General features: G+C 73.3%; 15 protein-coding genes. 10 read left to right on the top strand and 5 right to left on the bottom strand.

The window, feature by feature from the left end:
- Positions 1–2: 2 nt before the first annotated feature.
- Together BLASA_RS12225 and BLASA_RS12220 are read right to left on the bottom strand one after the other, a co-directional pair.
- Positions 3–1952, bottom strand: a complete 1950-nt coding sequence (locus BLASA_RS12225; protein WP_014376459.1) for an AAA family ATPase — start codon at positions 1950–1952, stop codon at positions 3–5.
- The gene (locus tag BLASA_RS12220; protein ID WP_231839455.1) at positions 1952–2917 is read right to left on the bottom strand and encodes an aldo/keto reductase; all 966 of its coding nucleotides are present in this window, start codon (positions 2915–2917) and stop codon (positions 1952–1954) included. Before BLASA_RS12220 ends, BLASA_RS12225 begins: the two co-directional genes overlap by 1 nt.
- Positions 2918–3093: 176 nt before the next feature.
- Here BLASA_RS12220 and BLASA_RS12215 point away from each other — a divergent pair, with 176 nt between their 5' ends.
- Positions 3094–3954 (top strand): undecaprenyl-diphosphate phosphatase, encoded by an 861-nt coding sequence (locus BLASA_RS12215; RefSeq protein ID WP_014376457.1) that lies wholly within the window; start codon positions 3094–3096, stop codon positions 3952–3954.
- Between the two features lie 210 nt (positions 3955–4164).
- Here the strand turns inward: BLASA_RS12215 and BLASA_RS23465 are convergent, their stop codons facing one another.
- Positions 4165–5730, bottom strand: a complete 1566-nt coding sequence (locus BLASA_RS23465) for an AMIN-like domain-containing (lipo)protein (RefSeq protein ID WP_014376456.1) — start codon at positions 5728–5730, stop codon at positions 4165–4167.
- A 146-nt stretch (positions 5731–5876) separates the two neighbouring features.
- On the opposite strand from BLASA_RS23465, the gene BLASA_RS25050 reads away from it, so the two are divergent.
- From BLASA_RS25050 to BLASA_RS12185, 6 genes are all read left to right on the top strand, one after another.
- Positions 5877–6050, top strand: a complete 174-nt coding sequence (locus tag BLASA_RS25050; protein ID WP_166486539.1) for a hypothetical protein — start codon at positions 5877–5879, stop codon at positions 6048–6050.
- Positions 6047–6745 carry a histidine phosphatase family protein gene (locus tag BLASA_RS12205; RefSeq protein WP_014376455.1) on the top strand — a complete coding sequence of 233 codons (699 nt, stop codon included), beginning with the start codon at positions 6047–6049 and terminating at the stop codon, positions 6743–6745. Before BLASA_RS25050 ends, BLASA_RS12205 begins: the two co-directional genes overlap by 4 nt.
- Positions 6746–6815: 70 nt before the next feature.
- The gene (locus BLASA_RS12200) at positions 6816–7367 is read left to right on the top strand and encodes a DUF3090 family protein (RefSeq protein WP_041775736.1); all 552 of its coding nucleotides are present in this window, start codon (positions 6816–6818) and stop codon (positions 7365–7367) included.
- A 14-nt stretch (positions 7368–7381) separates the two neighbouring features.
- On the top strand, positions 7382–8131 hold the full coding sequence (locus tag BLASA_RS12195; RefSeq protein WP_014376453.1) for an SCO1664 family protein: 750 nt from the start codon (positions 7382–7384) through the stop codon (positions 8129–8131).
- 129 nt (positions 8132–8260) lie between these two features.
- Positions 8261–8647, top strand: coding sequence for a VOC family protein (locus BLASA_RS12190; protein ID WP_014376452.1), 387 nt, complete (start codon positions 8261–8263; stop codon positions 8645–8647).
- A 56-nt stretch (positions 8648–8703) separates the two neighbouring features.
- Positions 8704–8979 carry a hypothetical protein gene (locus tag BLASA_RS12185; protein ID WP_014376451.1) on the top strand — a complete coding sequence of 92 codons (276 nt, stop codon included), beginning with the start codon at positions 8704–8706 and terminating at the stop codon, positions 8977–8979.
- Between the two features lie 37 nt (positions 8980–9016).
- On the opposite strand, the gene BLASA_RS12180 is transcribed toward BLASA_RS12185, so the two are convergent.
- Positions 9017–9733, bottom strand: a complete 717-nt coding sequence (locus BLASA_RS12180; protein ID WP_014376450.1) for a maleylpyruvate isomerase family mycothiol-dependent enzyme — start codon at positions 9731–9733, stop codon at positions 9017–9019.
- A gap of 119 nt (positions 9734–9852) precedes the next feature.
- On the opposite strand from BLASA_RS12180, the gene mshC reads away from it, so the two are divergent.
- The gene (gene mshC, locus BLASA_RS12175) at positions 9853–11103 is read left to right on the top strand and encodes a cysteine--1-D-myo-inosityl 2-amino-2-deoxy-alpha-D-glucopyranoside ligase (RefSeq protein ID WP_014376449.1); all 1251 of its coding nucleotides are present in this window, start codon (positions 9853–9855) and stop codon (positions 11101–11103) included.
- Positions 11103–12149 carry an HD domain-containing protein gene (locus tag BLASA_RS12170; RefSeq protein WP_014376448.1) on the top strand — a complete coding sequence of 349 codons (1047 nt, stop codon included), beginning with the start codon at positions 11103–11105 and terminating at the stop codon, positions 12147–12149. Before mshC ends, BLASA_RS12170 begins: the two co-directional genes overlap by 1 nt.
- 121 nt (positions 12150–12270) lie before the next feature.
- Here BLASA_RS12170 and BLASA_RS12165 read toward each other — a convergent pair whose 3' ends face one another.
- Positions 12271–13140 (bottom strand): PAC2 family protein, encoded by an 870-nt coding sequence (locus tag BLASA_RS12165; protein WP_014376447.1) that lies wholly within the window; start codon positions 13138–13140, stop codon positions 12271–12273.
- A gap of 197 nt (positions 13141–13337) precedes the next feature.
- Between BLASA_RS12165 and metH the strand changes: the two genes are divergently transcribed.
- Positions 13338–17138, top strand: coding sequence for a methionine synthase (gene metH, locus BLASA_RS12160; protein WP_014376446.1), 3801 nt, complete (start codon positions 13338–13340; stop codon positions 17136–17138).
- Positions 17139–17140 lie beyond the last annotated feature (2 nt).

Below are 17140 nucleotides of genomic sequence, written 5' to 3'. Positions count from 1 at the left end.
CCTCAGCCCGCAATCTCGCGCAGCAGCTCGGCCAGCCGGGTGCGGCGCGGCCGGACGTCGACGTCGCGTACCGCCCGGGCCAGCGCGGCGCCACTGGCGTGCACGATCGACAGGTGCCGCTGTGCCCGGGTGAGCGCCGTGTAGACCAGCGGCCGGGAGAGCATCCCGCCGGCCTCCGGCGGCAGCACCACCACGACTCCGGGCCACTCCGAGCCTTGCGCCCGGTGCACGGTGATCGCCCAGCCGTGCCGCAGGTCGAACAGCGCCTGCCCGCTGACCGTGACCGGCCCGGAGGCGAATGCCACGTCCATCGACCCGTCGCCGGTCTTGGTGACCACGCCGACCTCGCCGTTGGCGAAGCCGGTCGGCTCCAGATCGAGGTGGTTGGCGGTGGCTACCACCCGGTCGCCCGGGTCGAAGCCGAACACCGCGCCCTCGCCCGGGTTCAGCTGCGCCTTCAGCGCCTTGTTGAGCTCGATGGTCCCGGCCGGCCCGCGGTGCACCGGGGTGACCACCTGCACCGCACCCGGCTCGATACCCAGCGCGCGGGGGATGGAGTCGGTGACCAGCTGCACCACCCGGCGGGCGGCCTCGGCGCTGCCGGTGGCCGGCACCACGACCACCTCTCGGTCGGGGGAGTCGACCGGCGGCAGCTCACCGCTGCGCACCGCCGAGGCCAGCCGGGCGATCGCACCGCCCTCGGCCTGCCGGTACAGGGTGGTCAGCTCGGTCACCGGGACGATGCCGGAGTCGATCAGGTCGCCGAGCACGTGCCCGGGCCCGATCGAGGGCAGCTGCGCCGGGTCGCCCACCAGCAGCAGGTGCGTGCCGTCGGGGCAGGCCTCCAGCAGCGCCGCGGCCAGCTCGACGTCGAGCATCGAGGCCTCGTCGACCACCACCACGTCGGCGTCCAGCGGCCACTCCTCGCCGCGGGCGAAGCCGCCCGAGGCGCCCTGGGCGCCCAGCAGCCGGTGCACCGTTCCCGCCGGGTGGTCGGTGAGTTCCTCCAGCCGCTTGGCCGCCCGCCCGGTGGGCGCCGCCAGCGCCACGTCGGTGCCCTTGGCCTTCAGCAGCTTCACCACCGCAGCCACGGTGCGGCTCTTGCCGGTGCCGGGGCCGCCGGTGAGCAGGCTGACCCCCGCCGTCAGCACCTGGGCCACGGCCTTCTTCTGCGCCTCGTCCAGGCCCTGGGCCACCGTGCGCACCGAGGCGGGGTCGGCGATCTGCTCGGCCGCGGCGGCCAGCCGGGCCACGTTCTCGGCCACGGCCTCCTCGGCCATGCCGAACCTGGCCAGCGACAGCGTGCGCAGCGCCGGATCAGGTTCAGGCGGTTCCTCCGCGTCCTCGTCGAACTCCGGCTCCGGCGGCTCGTGCTCGAGCACCTCCCCGGAGTCGACGGCGGCCACCACGGCGGCCACCGGATCCGCGATCCGCTCGGCCTGCAGCGCGGCGACGACGAGGTCGAGCGGGAGGACGGTGTGCCCGTCGCGGGTCGCGGTGCGCAGGGTGAGCGCCACGATCGCGCGGCCGCGCCGGGTGTCCTGCCGGTCGGCGCCCTTGAGGACGGCGATGGCCAACCGGTCGGCGTCGGCCAGGGTCACCCCGGGCAGCCCCAGCAGCCCCCACGGGTCGTCCCGCAGCCGGCGGGCGGCGTCGGGCCCCAGCCCGTCGGCGACCCCGGAGGCGAGCTTGGCCGGCAGCCCGGCCGCCACCAGCATCTCCACCACCTCGTAGGTGGGGGCGGCGGCGAGGAAGCTCGAGAACAGCCGCTCGGCCCGCTGCCGGCCGACCCTGGGCAGCTTCACGAGCCGGTCGGCCGAGACGTCGTCCGGCGTGGTGATGCCGGCGGCCGGCAGCTCCGCGGCGGTGCGCTTGCCGAGACCGGGCCACAGACCCGCGGTGCAGAACGCCGCGAAGATCAGGTCCGGCCCGGGGGTGGGAGGTTCGCCCATCACCGGTCCGACCGGTGCTCGGGGTAGCTGAACGGGGGCGCGGACACGTCCTCCAGCGCGGTGCGGATCGCCGCGGGCAGCCGGACGATGTCGGCGTCCAGGGACGCCTGCAGCTGCTGCGCCGTCCGGGCGCCCACCACGGGGGCGACGACGCCGGGCCGGTCGCGCACCCAGGCCAGCGCGACGGCGAGCGGGCTGGTGCCGAGCCCGTCGGCCGCGGTGATCACCGCCTCGACGATCCGGTCGGACTTCGCCGACCGGAGCCCGTCGATGAAGCCCTGCCACTGCGCAGAGGCGCCGCGCGACTCCGAGGGCGTGCTGTGCCGGTACTTCCCGGTGAGGATCCCGCGCCCCAGCGGCGACCACGCGAGCACGCCGAGCCCGAGCGCCTCGACGGCGGGCACGACCTCCCGCTCGACGCCGCGCTGCAGCAGCGAGTACTCCACCTGCGTGCTCACCAGCGGGGTGCGGCCGGGCCAGGCCTTCTGCCACGTGGCCGCCTGGGCGGTCTGCCAGCCGGTGAAGTTGCTGATCCCGATGTAGCGGGCCCGGCCCGACCCGACGGCGAGGTCGCAGGCGGCGAGGGTCTCCTCCAGCGGCGTCGTCTCGTCCCAGGCGTGCAGCTGCCAGAGGTCGACGTGGTCCAGGCCCAGCCGCTCCAGCGAGGCGTCCAGCGCGGAGATGAGGTGGCCGCGGGAGGCGCCGCGGCCCATCGGTCCGGGTCCGGTCCGGCCGACGGCCTTCGTGGCCACCAGCACGTCGGATCGGGGGACGACGTCGGCCAGCAGATGCCCGAGGATCCGCTCGCTCTCGCCCTCGCAGTAGACGTCGGCGGTGTCGACGAGCGTGCCGCCGGCGTCGACGAAGGCCGTGAGCTGCATCGCGGCCTCGTCCTCGTCGGTGTCGCGGCCCCACGTCATCGTGCCCAGCGCGAGCCGGGACACGATCAGTCCGCTGCGTCCCAACGCCCGTTGCTCCACGACCGGCCAACCTACCGGCGCCGGCCGGCCGGCACCCGGGAGCGCCGGAACGTTCGGGGTGCCGCACCGGGCGTCACCTGCCCGGCACCTAAGGTCAGCGGTCGTGCCTGCCCGACCCTTCTCCCATTCAGCCGCCCCAGTCCCGCCCGAGGGGTGCTGACGTGGGCTGGGTCGAGGCCGTCGTCCTGGGGCTGGTGCAGGGACTGACCGAGTTCCTGCCGATCTCCTCCAGCGCGCACCTGCGGGTGGTGGGGGAGGCGTTCGGCTGGGGCGACCCCGGCGCGGCGTTCACGGCGATCACCCAGATCGGCACCGAGGCCGCCGTCCTGCTGTACTTCCGGCACGACATCTGGCGGATCATCACCGCCTGGAGCGCCTCCCTCGGCGGCCGCCGGAAGGGCGACCCCGACGCCCGGATGGGCTGGCTGATCATCATCGGCACCCTGCCCATCGTGGTGCTCGGGCTGCTGTTCCAGGACTCGATCGAGACGACGTTCCGCGACCTGCGCATCACGGCCACCGCGCTGATCGTCTTCTCGCTGGTGCTGTTCTGGGCCGACCGGGCCGGTGCCAAGCGTCGTGAGCTCGACCGGCTGACCGTGGGCCACGGCATCGCCTTCGGCTTCGCCCAGGCGATGGCGCTGATCCCCGGCGTCTCGCGGTCCGGCGGCACGATCACCGCGGGGCTGTTCCTCGGCTACACGCGGTCCGCGGCGGCCCGGTACTCGTTCCTGCTCGCCGTCCCCGCCGTCCTCGGTGCCGGTTTCTTCCAGATGTACGAGGCGCTCAGCGGCGACGTCGCCGGGCCACCCCTCGCGTGGGGCCCGACGATCCTGGCCACCGTGCTGGCGTTCGGCGTGGGCCTGGTGGTCATCGCCTGGCTGCTGCGCTACCTCGACCGCGGCAGCTACGTGCCCTTCGTCGTCTACCGGATCGTGCTCGGTGCGCTGATCCTGGCGCTCGTCTTCGCCGGCGTGCTGGATCCGGGAGGGTCGGTCGAGGTCGACCCGGTCCCGCTGTAGCGACGGCCCGCCCCGCAGCAGCCGGCCGGGCCGCACGCCGGTGAAGCAGGCGGTCGGGTCCAGCCCGAGCGTCCCGGCGGCGTTCTCGGAGTGCGCGACGACGACGTTCTTCCGGCTGCGGCCGGCGGCGAGCGCTCCGACACGCCGCCGGAGCAGGGCAGTGGCGACCCGGAGCCGGACCGGCTCCGGGTCGCCACGGGTGCCGGGGGCTCAGCCCTCCGTGCCGGTGTCGAGGTCCAGCGTCCCGATCATGGCGTCGAGCACCGCGACGTTGCGCTGGTAGTCGAACCCCGGCAGGCCGACGGTGTCGGCGACCAGCGTGCGCGGGCCGTCCGCACCGTCCGCGAGCCGGATGGCGTACCGGGTCGAGGGCGTGCCCTCGGCCCAGAGGCCCTCACCGGTGGCGGTCCGCTGGATCCGCACCGACTCCCGGCCGTCCACGGTCAGCTCGCGGCGCGCCTGCTCCCCGGGCTGCTCCTGGGTCACCCGGTCGAAGGCCACCGACTCGATCGAGAAGGCGATCGCGGCCACGCGCACGTCGGTGGCGTCGGGCACGTCGAAGTCCTGCGGGGAGAACCGGCTGCAGGACGGCACGGTCTCACCGGCGTTGACCGACCAGTCCGAGGGATGGTCGACGGCGTACCCGGCCGGGCTGGTGCACGTCTCGCCGAGGGAGACGCCGGTGCCCGGTTCCCGGTTCAGCACGTCGATCACGATCCGCTGTGGATCGGACAGTCGGGTGACGGCGAACGGGCGGCGCTGGTCGAGGCCGGCGAAGAACGAGTACCGCCCCTCGAAGAGGGCATCGGCGACGAGGGCCTGCAGGGTGCTCGTCCCGGCTATCTCGAGCTGCTCCCGGCCCGCCCAGGGCGTGACCGCCTCGGGGGCGTCGCCCGGGAGCAGCAGGTTGGTCAGCGTGATGCCCAGGGTCGCGTCGCCGGGGACCTGCACCGGCTCGCCGGAGCCCTGGCTGCGCGGGTCCTCGGTGTAGCCGACCTCGTAGCCGGCCGTCCCCTCCCCGGCCAGCTCGAACACGATCCGGTCGAAGTCGTCGTGCGCGCCCAGCCGGACGTCGGTCAGCGTGACCGGCGACCCGGTGGCGTCGACGTCGACGTCGGCGGTGCCGCCCTGACCGACCGGCTCGAGGCCGCCGGAGCCGCCGTCCCCACCGGGCTGGTGCAGGACGTCGACGACCAGCCGGGCCGGGTCGGGGAACGTGGTGACCCCGAAGGGCACCCGCTCCTCCAGCCCGATCGTCCAGGCCAGCATCGACTCGAAGTCCCCGGTCTGGACCGCCTCGGTGATCACCTGGCCGCCGGGGGCGGTGAGCTGCTCGCGCCCGGTGTAGGTCTCGCGGGGCTGGTCGCCGGAGAGGTCGACGCCGCTGGCCGGGCTGACCCGCACCTCCAGGAAGGCCGAGCCGTCCACGTCCACCTGCCGGCCCGAGCCGTCCTCGGTGATCGGCGGCTCGACGTAGCCGACCCGGTAGCTGGGCACCTCCTCGCCCTCGAACTCGAGGACGAACCGGTCGAAGCTCTCGTGCCCGGCGGCACGCACGTCGGTCAGGTAGGTCGCGAAGCCACCGGCGGGAAAGTCCTCCGTCTCCACCGCCTCGCTACCCGGGGTCCCGACCGGCGGCAGCGGCTGGTCGACGAGCTGCACCGGCGCGGGTGCGGCTGGTCCGGTCGGGGCGGCGGACGGAGGGGGGACTGTCGGTGCGCCGGTGGTCACCAGCAGCGAGCTGGCGCCCAGCCCGGCGAGGAGGAGACGCATCATCGCGGTCTCGCCTTCCGGTTTCGAGGGTTCCGGTCATCGAGGGCCTGCCCACGACGGGCGGGCGCGAACGTGCTCCGGCGTCCCTTCACCGGATCGTCATGCCCGCCGGTCGCCGGCGCGCCCCGGGTCGGACTCGGCCGGCACCCGTGAGGCCCGGCCCGCTGATCGATGCGACGACCGCCGTCCTGGAGGCCCGGACCGCGGACGAACGAGGGGTGATCGATGCCTTCCTCGACGACATGCTGGCCGCGGTGGGCGGTGTGGCCGGGCAGCCGCAGAACCGGGGAGCGGTGAGGGCACCGCCTAGGCTCGCCCCGTGACCACCGTGATCCTGCTCCGGCACGGCCGGACGACCGCCAACACCGGTGGCGTGCTCGCCGGCTGGACGCCCGGTGTCCAGCTGGACGAGACCGGTCAGGCGCAGGTACGGGCGGTGGGGGAGCGGCTGGCGAAGGTCCCGCTGGCCGCCGTCGTCAGCAGCCCCCTGGAGCGCTGCCGGCAGACCGTCGGCGCCGTCGTCGCCGGCCGGGAGCTGGAGCCGCAGACCGACGACCGGCTGGGCGAGGCGCACTACGGCGACTGGACCGGGCGCAGCATCAAGGAGCTGGTCAAGGAACCGCTGTGGAAGGTGGTTCAGCAGCACCCCTCCGCCGCGGTCTTCCCCGGGCCGGAGGGGGAGGGGCTGGCCCAGACCCAGGCCCGGGCGGTGGCCGCCGTGCGGGCGTGGAACGCCCGACTCGGCCCCGACGCGGTGTGGCTGGCGTGCAGCCACGGCGACGTCATCAAGGCGATCCTCGCCGACGCCTTCGGCCTGCACCTGGACTTCTTCCAGCGCATCGTCGTCGACCCGGCCTCGATCTCGGTGGTGACCTACACCGAGACCCGGCCGTTCGTCGCCCGGATCAACGACACCGGCGGTGACGTGTCCGCCCTCATCCCGCCGCCCCGCAAGGCGCGCCGGCGCAAGGCGTCGTCCGACGCGGTGGTGGGTGGCGGGGCCGGTGCACCGGCCTGAGGCCGTGACGTCGGCTTTTCCGGCCGGGTCGTCCCGGCGGGCCGTCGGCGTCCCCGCGTAACCTGGGCGCGTGCCCCGTCAGCTCCATCTCTTCGATCGCCCCACCCGGTTCGTCACAGGGACGGTGGGTCAGCCCGGGGACCGGACGTTCTACCTGCAGGCCACCGACGACTCCGGCCGCACGGTCAGCGTCGCCCTGGAGAAGACGCAGGTCCAGGTGCTGGCCGACCGGATGGACGATCTGCTCGACGAGATCAGCAACCGGGCGGACGCGGCCATCCCCGCGGAGGCCGACGTCGACGACCTGGAGCCGCTGAGCGCCCCGGTCGACGAGGAGTTCCGGGTCGCCGCGATGGGCCTGGCCTGGGACGGCACGGAGGAGGCCGTGGTCGTGGAGGCCGTCGCCGCCGGCGAGGAGCCGATCGAGGAGGACGCGATCCTCTCCGACAGCGACGAGGGTCCGGACGCGCTGCGGGTCACCATCACGCCGATGGCCGCGCGCGCCTTCGTCGCGCGGGCCCGCCGGGTCGTCGCCGCCGGCCGCCCGGCCTGCCCGCTGTGCTCCCTGCCGCTGGACCCGGTCGGCCACGTGTGCCCGCGGCAGAACGGCTACCGCCGCTGAGCGGCGGCTCCTCGATGAGCGAGCAGCCCGTCGAGCCCGACCTCCGCCCTCCTGCCGACGACGCCGAGGCCGCCCAGCTGCTCACCGAGGGCGTGATCGACCTCGAGGGCCGGATGCTCGAGGCGTCGAACGTGACGCTGGTGGGCGCCATCCGTACCGACGAGCTGGCCGCTGAGTGCGTCTACAAGCCGGTCGCGGGGGAGCGGCCGCTCTGGGACTTCCCCGACGGGACGCTCGCCGGGCGGGAGATCTCCGCCTATCTGGTGTCGGAGGCCACCGGCTGGCACGTCGTGCCGCCGACCGTGCTGCGCGAGGGCCCGTTCGGTCCCGGGATGGTGCAGCTGTGGATCGACGGCGACCCGGAGGTCGACCTCGCCGCGTTCGTCCGCCGGGACGACCCCGCGCTGCAGCGCATGGCGGTGTTCGACGCCGTGGTCAACAACGCCGACCGCAAGGGCGGGCACATCATCCCGATGCCCGACGGCCACGTCTACGGGGTCGACCACGGCATCTGCTTCTCCGTCGACCCGAAGCTGCGCACCCTGCTGTGGCGGTGGGCGGGCACGCCGCTGACCGCGGAGGCGCTGGACGTGCTCGACCGGCTGGCCCACGACTTGCGCGGCGACCTGGGTGAGCAGCTGCACGAGCACCTCACCCGCACCGAGGTGCGCTGCACGCAGCGCCGGGTCGCCGAGCTGCTGCGCACCGGCCGCCACCCGGAACCGAGCGGGGAGTGGCCGGCCCTGCCCTGGCCGCCGTTCTGACCGGCTGTTCCGCGCGATCTTCCCGCGAGTGCGACGAACTCGTGGCCATCGGACGCTGATCGCCACCACGTCGTCGCACTCGCGCCGCTGGCCGGCGCCCTGTCGGTGCCCTGCGCCAGTATCCCGTTCATGCCGCATCGCAGCCGCTTGTCGATCCTGTTGCTGGACCTGCCGCCGGAGCACCATTCCGCGGGTAGCGGGTTCTGGGCCGGCGCCACCGGGCGCACCGCCACCCCTGATGCAGACGACGAGACGTGGGCCTCGCTCGGCTCGTTCACCGACGGCTGGCACGTGGAGATCCAGCGGACCGGCGAGGGGACGCCGCCACGCTGGCACGTCGACATCGAGACCGACGACATCCCGGCCGAGGTCGCCCGCCTGGAGGCGCTGGGAGCGAGGCGGCACCGGGACATGGGCTCGATCTGGCAGCTGCGCGACCCGGCCGGCCTGGTGTTCTGCGTGGTCGGCGTCCAGACCGGCGAGGAGTTCGACCGTCACGCGGTGAGCTGGCCGTGAGCCCGAAAAAGCGCAGCCGCCGCCCGGGTGCCCGACGACCCGCGCCCCGTGGCCACGTGTGTCGACCGACGGACCCGCTGTCGATCGTCTCCACGCGCATCCTCAACGGTTCGGAGCCGCTACGCCTGGTGGTCCGCAATGACGACGGCAGCTGGCAGTTCCTGTGCGGCACTCCGGTCGACGTCGACCACCTCCTCACCACGCACGCCCACCATCTCTTCGACGAGTTGCCCGACGACCTCCGGCCGCTCGCCGGGCTGCCGGTCGGCCACCTCGCCGAGCGCTACGGGCCCGGCTTCCCCTGGCGGATCGAGCCGTACGAGGAGGAGTGACACCGCACCCGCCCGTGCGCCGCCGTGGGCCGGCCCCTCACTCCAGGCGCACGAGGCCGATCATCGCCGCGGCCTGCAGGCCGTCGCCGTCCACGGTGAGCAGGTCCAGGGGCGCCCGGCGCCAGACGGCCAGCAGCAGGTCGCCGGCGGTGCCGGTGAGCGCCGCGATCGGGAACGGTTTCGTCCCGGGGAACAGGGTCCGCTCGGCGTCGGCGTCCACGGCGTGCAGGACGACGGGGTGGGCGTCGGCGGGCGGGCCGTCGGGGAGCGCGGCCGGCACCATGACCTCCAGCCACTCGTCGAGGCCGTCCAGGGCGACCGCCGGCGGGATCGGCCGGACGTCACCGACCACCTGCTCGACGTCGACGGTGTGCACGGTGACCTCCTGCAGCTGGCGGCGCAGCACGAAGGCGACGTCCTGCTGCGGCGCCCAGGTCCACACCCGTTCGGCCGGGCCGGCGCCGGCCAGCGCCGTCTCCAGCTCGGCGCTGCGCGCGGCCACGTAGCCCAGCAGCTCGTCGTCGGGGTGTCGGTGTGGTGGCACGTAGGCGGAGCGGTCCACCGCCCGGGTGCGCACCACCCAGGCCCAGAACCGCTGCACCTCCGCCAGGTGCCACACCAGGTCGGCCAGGCTCCAGCCGGGACAGCCCGGCACGCGGGCGCCCCACCCCGAGGCGAGCACCGCGGCCGCGGCGGCCTCGGCGAACCGGGCGTCGGCCCGCTGCAGGGCCGGCAGGTACTCGTCGAGCTCCATCGCTCCTCCTCCTGCGGCCGGGCCGCGGACGGGGAGGACGGCGGTGCGTCCCCTCCGACGTGATGATCCGCACGGACGTGCGGGACGGCGTCGTCGGACCTCGCCTCTAGGCTCGTGCCGTGCTCTCCTGGCCCGCTCCGCTGCTGCCGACCCTGCCCGGCACCGGCTCCGTCCTCAAGGTCTACGACACCGCCCGTGGCGAGACGGTCGCGACGACACCGGACCGGACCGCGCGCATGTACGTCTGCGGCATCACCCCCTACGACGCCACGCACCTCGGCCACGCCGCCACCTACCTGGCCTTCGACCTCATCAACCGGATGTGGCGCGACGCCGGGCACGCGGTCCACTACGTCCAGAACGTCACCGACATCGACGACCCGCTCCTCGAGCGCGCCGACCGCGACAACGAGGACTGGGTCGTCCTCGGCATGCGGGAGACGGCGCTGTTCCGCGAGGACATGACGGCGCTGCGCGTGCTGCCGCCGGAGAACTACGTGGGCGCGGTCGAGGCGATCCCGCGGATCGTCGGGCACATCGAGCAGCTTCTCGACGCCGGCCTGGCCTATGTGCTCGACGACGGCACCGGCGACGTCTACCACGACGTGGCGCCGGCGCCGGGGTTCGGCTCGGAGTCGGGTTACGACGAGGAGACCATGCTGGGGTTCTTCGCCGAGCGCGGTGGAGACCCCGACCGCGCCGGCAAGCGGAACCGCCTCGACCCGCTGCTGTGGCGCGGGCGGCGCGACGGCGAGCCCTCCTGGCCGGGCCCGCGCGGCGCCGCCGGCCGCCCCGGCTGGCACATCGAGTGCGCCACCATCGCGCTGGACACCATCGGCATGGGTGTCGACGTGCAGGGCGGCGGCAGCGACCTGGTCTTCCCGCACCACGAGTTCTCCGCCGTGCACGCCGAGGCGCTCACCGCCACCAAGCCGTTCGCCAAGGCGTACGTGCACGCGGCGATGATCGGGCTCGACGGCGAGAAGATGAGCAAGAGCCGCGGCAACCTGGTCTTCGTCTCGAAGCTGCGCGGCGAGGGCGTCGACCCGATGGCGATCCGGCTGGCCCTGCTGTCCGGTCACTACCGCACCGACCGCGCCTGGACCGCAGGCCTGCTCAGCGAGGCGGAGCACCGGCTGGCCACCTGGCGCCGGGCGGTCGCCCGCGACGCCGGGGCACCCGCCGGGCCGGTGCTCCACGGTCTGCGTGACCGGCTGGCCGACGACCTGGACAGCCCCGGTGCCATCGCCCTGGTCGATGCGTGGGCGGCGCAGACGCTGGCCGGCGGCGACGACCTCGAGGAGCAGGCGCCGAGCGTCGTCTGCGACGCCATCGACGCGCTGCTGGGCGTGGAGCTGCAGGGCTGCTGATGACCAGTGCGCCCTCCGGCTCGTTCCGGCTGACCGACCGAGCGGCCCGCGAACGGGCCGAGGAGCAGCTCGCGCCCGCGGCCACCCGGTCGGCGACGTCCCGCGGTCGGGCGCGTCCCGAGCCGGAGGACGCGCTGCGCACCGCCTTCGAGCGCGACCGCGACCGGATCCTGCACGCCAAGGCGTTCCGGCGGCTCAAGCACAAGACCCAGGTCTTCCTGAACCCCGAGGGCGACCACTTCGTCACCCGGCTGACCCACACGCTGCAGGTCACGCAGGTGGCGCGGTCGCTGGCCCGGGCGCTCGGCCTCAACGAGCCGCTGGCCGAGGCGATCGCGCTGGCGCACGACGTCGGGCACTCACCGTTCGGGCACATCGGGGAGGAGGCGTTCGACCCCTACGTCCCCGGCGGCTGGCACCACGCGGCGCAGGGCGTGCGGATCGTGGAGATCCTCGAGGACCTCAACCTCACCTGGGAGGTCCGCGACGGCATCCGGGCGCACAGCTGGAAGATCGCCCCGCCGCCGGCCACCCGCGAGGCAGAGTGCGTGCGATACGCCGACCGGATCGGCTACCTCTCGCACGACGCCCTGGACGCCGCCCGCGCCGGCGTCATCCGCACCGCCGACCTGCCGGCGCGCGCCGTCGCCGTGTTCGGGGAGCCCGGCAGCCAGATGGTCGGTGCCATGATCGGCGCCGTCGTCACCGGATCGCTGTCCCCGGCCAACGCCGCGGGCGCCGTGGTGATGGACCCCGAGGCCCTGCAGGCCATGCACGAGCTGCGCGATTTCATGTTCGCCCGCGTCTACGCCTCCGACGTCGCCGCCGGGCAGAAGCACCTGGCGATCGGCGTCATCCGCCGGCTGGTCGACCACCACCTCGCGCACCCCGAGCTCATCCCGGTGTCCTACCGCGACACCGCGGCGGACGAGCTCACCCAGGTCGTCGACTACGTGTCCGGGATGACCGACCGGTTCGCCCTCGCCACCCACGACCGGTTGTTCGACGCCGACGCAGCCGCGAGGATGATCTCCCTGCTGTGTTGAGGCGCGTTGTCGCGAGGAGTGGAGGCCCGGAGGGTCTCCGCGATCGAGCGACGCAGCGGCTCAGCGACGGCCGGGACGGCACCTGGCCGCGGTGCGGTCCGGAGGACCGCGGTGTCGCCGCTCAGGTGCCGCCTGCGGAGCCGCCGCGGCGGCGCAGATACCTTTCGAACTCCCGGGCGATCTGGTCGCCGTTGGCCTGGGAGAGGTCGACCTCGGTGGCCCGCTCCTCGAGGGAGCGCACGTACTCCACGACCTCGGCGTCCTCGTTCGCCATCTCGTCGACGGTCGTCACCCACTCGTCGGCCTGCTGCGGCAGGGCGCCCAGCGGCACGGCGGTCTCCAGCACCTCCTCGACGCGCTGCAGCAGCGCGACGGTGGCCCGCGGGGACGGCGGCTGGGACACGTAGTGCGGGACGGCGGCCCAGAAGCTGATCGCCGGCAGCCCGGCCTGGACGCAGGCGTCCTGGAACACCCCGAGGATGCCCGTGGGGCCCTCGTAGCGCGAGGTCTCCAGGCCGTAGGCCCGGGCGGACTCCTGGTCGTAGGCGGACCCGGTGACCGGTGTGGGCCGGGTGTGCGGGGTGTCGGCCAGCAGGGCACCCAGCCCGACGACCATCGACACGTCGAGCTCGTCGAGGATCTCGAGGAGCTCCTCGCAGAAGCCGCGCCAGCGCATGTTCGGCTCGATGCCGCGGACGAGCACGACGTCGCGGCCCAGGCCCTCGGGGTGCGCCACCGAGATGCGGGTGGTCGGCCACTCGATGCGGCGGCTCACGCCGCCGACCAGCGAGACCGTGGGCCGGTTCACCTGGAAGTCGTAGTAGTCCTCGGGGTCCAGCGCGGCCAGTGGCTTGGCGTCCCAGATCAGCTCCAGGTGCTCCACGGCCCCCGTGGCGGCGTCCCCGGCGTCGTTCCAGCCCTCGAACGCGACCACGACCAGCGGGTCGGTCAGCTGCGGAAGGTCGTCGGCGCCGGACTTCGGATCGATCACCCGTGTCAGCCTACGTCGGTCCGGCCGTCCACCTCGGATGCTCGCGCATGCCCGGGGCACGGCCTTGCTGTGCTCGACGGCGGTGAGGTGAGATGATGACAGGCGACATCGGGAACGCCCAGGCCTGGGCCAGCCCGCCGGGGTGACGGAGCGCGAGGCCCGCACGCCCAATCAAGATGAGCCACTGGGGATCTTCTGTGTCCGAGTCACCCACCCTCCGTCCTGACGTCACGGCCCAGCTGACGGATCTGCTGCGGCAGCGCATCCTGGTGCTCGACGGCGCGATGGGGACGGCCATCCAACGGGACCGCCCCGACGAGGCCGGATACCGCGGGGAGCGGTTCGCCGACTGGCCGAGCGACGTGCAGGGCAACAACGACCTGCTCAGCATCACGCAGCCGCAGATCATCGCCGCGATCCACCGCGAGTACCTCGAGGCCGGCGCCGACCTCATCGAGACCAACACCTTCAACGCCACGACGATCTCGCTGTCGGACTACGGCATGGGGGACCTCGCCTACGAGCTCAACGTCGCCTCGGCCCGGCTGGCCCGCCGCGAGGCGGACGCGATGGCCGCACGCACCCCGGGCAAGCCGCGCTTCGTGGTCGGTGCCATCGGGCCGACCAGCCGGACGGCGTCGATCTCGCCCGACGTCAACGACCCCGGCGCCCGCAACGTCAGCTTCGACGACCTGGTGGCGGCCTACCTCGAGCAGGCCAACGGGCTGGTCGACGGCGGCTCGGACGCACTGCTGGTCGAGACGATCTTCGACACGCTCAACGCCAAGGCGGCGATCTTCGCCCTGGAGACGCTGTTCGAGGAGCGGGGGCGCCGCTGGCCGGTGCTGATCTCCGGCACGATCACCGACGCCTCCGGCCGGACGCTGTCCGGTCAGGTGACCGAGGCGTTCTGGCACTCGGTGCGGCACGTCCACCCCCTGCTGGTGGGGCTCAACTGCGCCCTGGGCGCCAAGGAGATGCGGCCCTACGTCGCGGAGATCTCGCGGGTGGCCGACACCTTCGTGTCCTGCTACCCGAACGCCGGCCTGCCCAACGCGTTCGGTGAGTACGACGAGGCACCCGACGAGACGGCCGCGATCGTCGGTGAGTTCGCCGAGAGCGGGTTCGTGAACATGGTGGGCGGCTGCTGCGGCACCACGCCGGCGCACATCGCCGCGATCGCCCGGGCCGTCGAGGAGCAGGCGCCGCGCACGCCTGCCGAGGTCCGGCCGGCGCTGCGGCTGTCGGGGCTGGAGCCGCTGACGGTCACCGAGGAGTCGCTGTTCGTCAACGTCGGCGAGCGCACCAACATCACCGGCTCGGCCCGCTTCCGGAACCTGATCAAGGCCGGTGACTACCCGACCGCGCTCACGGTCGCGCGTCAGCAGGTCGAGGCGGGCGCGCAGGTCATCGACATCAACATGGACGAGGGGATGATCGACGGCGTCGAGGCGATGGACCGCTTCACCAAGCTGATCGCCGCCGAGCCCGACATCTCCCGCGTGCCGGTCATGGTCGACTCCTCCAAGTGGGAGGTCATGGAGGCCGGCCTCAAGAACATCCAGGGCAAGGCGATCGTCAACTCGATCTCCCTCAAGGAGGGCGAGGAGAAGTTCGTCCACCACGCGCGCCTGTGCCGGAAGTACGGCGCCGCGGTCGTCGTCATGGCGTTCGACGAGGCCGGCCAGGGCGACACCCTGGAGCGTCGCACGCAGATCTGCCGGCGCGCCTACGACATCCTCGTCGAGCAGGTCGGGTTCCCGATCGAGGACATCATCTTCGACCCGAACATCTTCGCCGTCGCCACCGGCATCGAGGAGCACGCGAACTACGGCCTGGACTTCATCGAGGCCACCCGCTGGATCAAGCAGAACCTGCCGGGTGCGCTGGTCTCCGGCGGCGTCTCCAACGTCTCGTTCTCGTTCCGCGGCAACAACCCGGTGCGCGAGGCGATCCACTCGGTCTTCCTCTACCACGCCATCGCGGCCGGGCTGGACATGGCGATCGTCAACGCCGGCCAGCTCGAGGTCTACAGCGAGGTGCCCGAGCTGCTGCGCGAGCGGATCGAGGACGTGATCCTCAACCGCCGTCCGGACAGCACCGAGCGCCTGCTGGAGATCGCCGGGGACTTCGCCGGCGACGGGTCGGTCAAGGAGGTGGCCACCGAGGAGTGGCGGTCGCTGCCGGTGGGGGAGCGGATCACCCACGCCCTGGTGAAGGGCATCGACGAGTTCGCCGAGAGCGACACCGAGGAGCTGCGCGCCGAGATCGCCGCCCGCGGCGGCCGGCCCATCGAGGTGATCGAGGGCCCGCTGATGGACGGCATGAACGTCGTCGGCGACCTGTTCGGCGCGGGCAAGATGTTCCTGCCGCAGGTGGTGAAGTCCGCGCGGGTCATGAAGAAGGCCGTCGCCTACCTGATCCCGTACATCGAGGCGGAGAAGCAGCCGGGCGACGCCGAGCGCACGAACGGCAAGGTCGTCATGGCCACGGCCAAGGGCGACGTCCACGACATCGGCAAGAACATCGTCGGCGTCGTCCTGCAGTGCAACAACTACGACGTCGTCGACCTCGGCGTCATGGTTCCGCCCCAGAAGATCCTGGACGCCGCCAAGGCCGAAGGCGCCGACGTCATCGGGCTGTCCGGGCTGATCACGCCGTCGCTGGACGAGATGGTCACCCTCGCCACGGAGATGGAGCGGCAGGGCTTCGAGGTCCCGCTGCTCATCGGCGGGGCGACGACCTCGCGTGCGCACACGGCGGTCAAGATCGCGCAGAAGTACCACGGGCCGGTCATCTGGGTGAAGGACGCCTCGCGGTCGGTGCCGGTGGTCGCCGCGCTGCTCTCGGACGAGCAGCGCCCCAAGCTGCTGGCCGAGACCGACGCCGACTACGCAGCGCTGCGCGAGCGGCACGCAGCACGCCAGGACAGCCGGAAGCTGCTGCCGATCGCCGCGGCCCGGGCCGCGGCGACCCCGATCGACTGGAGCGACTACCTCCCGCCGCGGCCGCGGATGCTGCTGCAGCAGGCGCTCGACACCTGCTCGGGCGCGGGGTGCGACCACCTGCGGCACACCGCGACCCAGTTCGGGAAGACGTTCCCGGACTACCCGCTGGAGGAGCTGCGCGGCTACATCGACTGGCAGCCGTTCTTCAACGCCTGGGAGATGCGCGGCCGGTTCCCCGACATCCTGCACAACCCGACGACCGGCGAGGCGGCGCGCCGGCTGTACGAGGACGCCCAGGCGATGCTCGACCGGATCGTCGAGGAGCGGTGGCTGCGGGCCAGCGGCGTCTTCGGGCTGTTCCCGGCCAACCAGGTCGAGGGCGACGACATCGAGGTCTACACCGACGAGTCGCGCACCGGGGTCCGGACGGTCCTGCACCAGCTCCGGCAGCAGACGGAGGGACGTGAGGGCTCCCCGCGCAAGTCGCTGGCCGACTTTGTGGCGCCGAAGGAGACGGGGTTGCGCGACTACGTCGGCGCATTCGCCGTCACCGCCGGCCTGGGGTCGACGGAGCGCGTGACGGCGTTCAAGAAGGACAACGACGACTACAGCGCGATCATGCTGGAGGCCCTGGCCGACCGGCTGGCCGAGGCATTCGCCGAGCGGCTGCACGAACGGGTGCGCCGCGAGTTCTGGGGCTACGCCGCCGACGAGACCCTGGACAACCAGGCCCTCATCGCCGAGAAGTACACCGGCATCCGGCCGGCGCCCGGCTATCCGGCCTGCCCGGAGCACACCGAGAAGCGGACCATCTGGGACCTGCTCGACGTCGAGGCGGCCACCGGCATCGAGCTCACGGAGAGCATGGCCATGTGGCCGGGGGCCGCGGTCAGCGGCCTGTACTTCTCCCACCCGCAGTCGCGGTACTTCGTCCTCGGCCGCGTGGGCCGCGACCAGGTCGAGGACTACGCCGGGCGCAAGGGCTGGAGCGTCGGCGAGGCGGAGAGGTGGCTCTCGCCGAACCTCGGGTACCGCACCGAGGACGAATGAGC

Source organism: Blastococcus saxobsidens DD2 (genome assembly GCF_000284015.1).
Lineage (GTDB): Bacteria > Actinomycetota > Actinomycetes > Mycobacteriales > Geodermatophilaceae > Blastococcus > Blastococcus saxobsidens_A.
Note: the sequence above shows the minus strand (reverse complement) of the source record. Positions and strands in the feature narration are given on the sequence as shown.

Coding starts and splice junctions, on each gene's coding strand:
- BLASA_RS12225 (WP_014376459.1), bottom strand. CDS start 1,952: ATGGGCGAACCTCCCACCCCCGGGCCGGACCTGATCTTCGCGGCGTTC.
- BLASA_RS23465 (WP_014376456.1), bottom strand. CDS start 5,730: ATGATGCGTCTCCTCCTCGCCGGGCTGGGCGCCAGCTCGCTGCTGGTG.
- BLASA_RS12195 (WP_014376453.1), top strand. CDS start 7,382: ATGAGCGAGCAGCCCGTCGAGCCCGACCTCCGCCCTCCTGCCGACGAC.
- BLASA_RS12190 (WP_014376452.1), top strand. CDS start 8,261: ATGCCGCATCGCAGCCGCTTGTCGATCCTGTTGCTGGACCTGCCGCCG.
- BLASA_RS12180 (WP_014376450.1), bottom strand. CDS start 9,733: ATGGAGCTCGACGAGTACCTGCCGGCCCTGCAGCGGGCCGACGCCCGG.
- BLASA_RS12170 (WP_014376448.1), top strand. CDS start 11,103: ATGACCAGTGCGCCCTCCGGCTCGTTCCGGCTGACCGACCGAGCGGCC.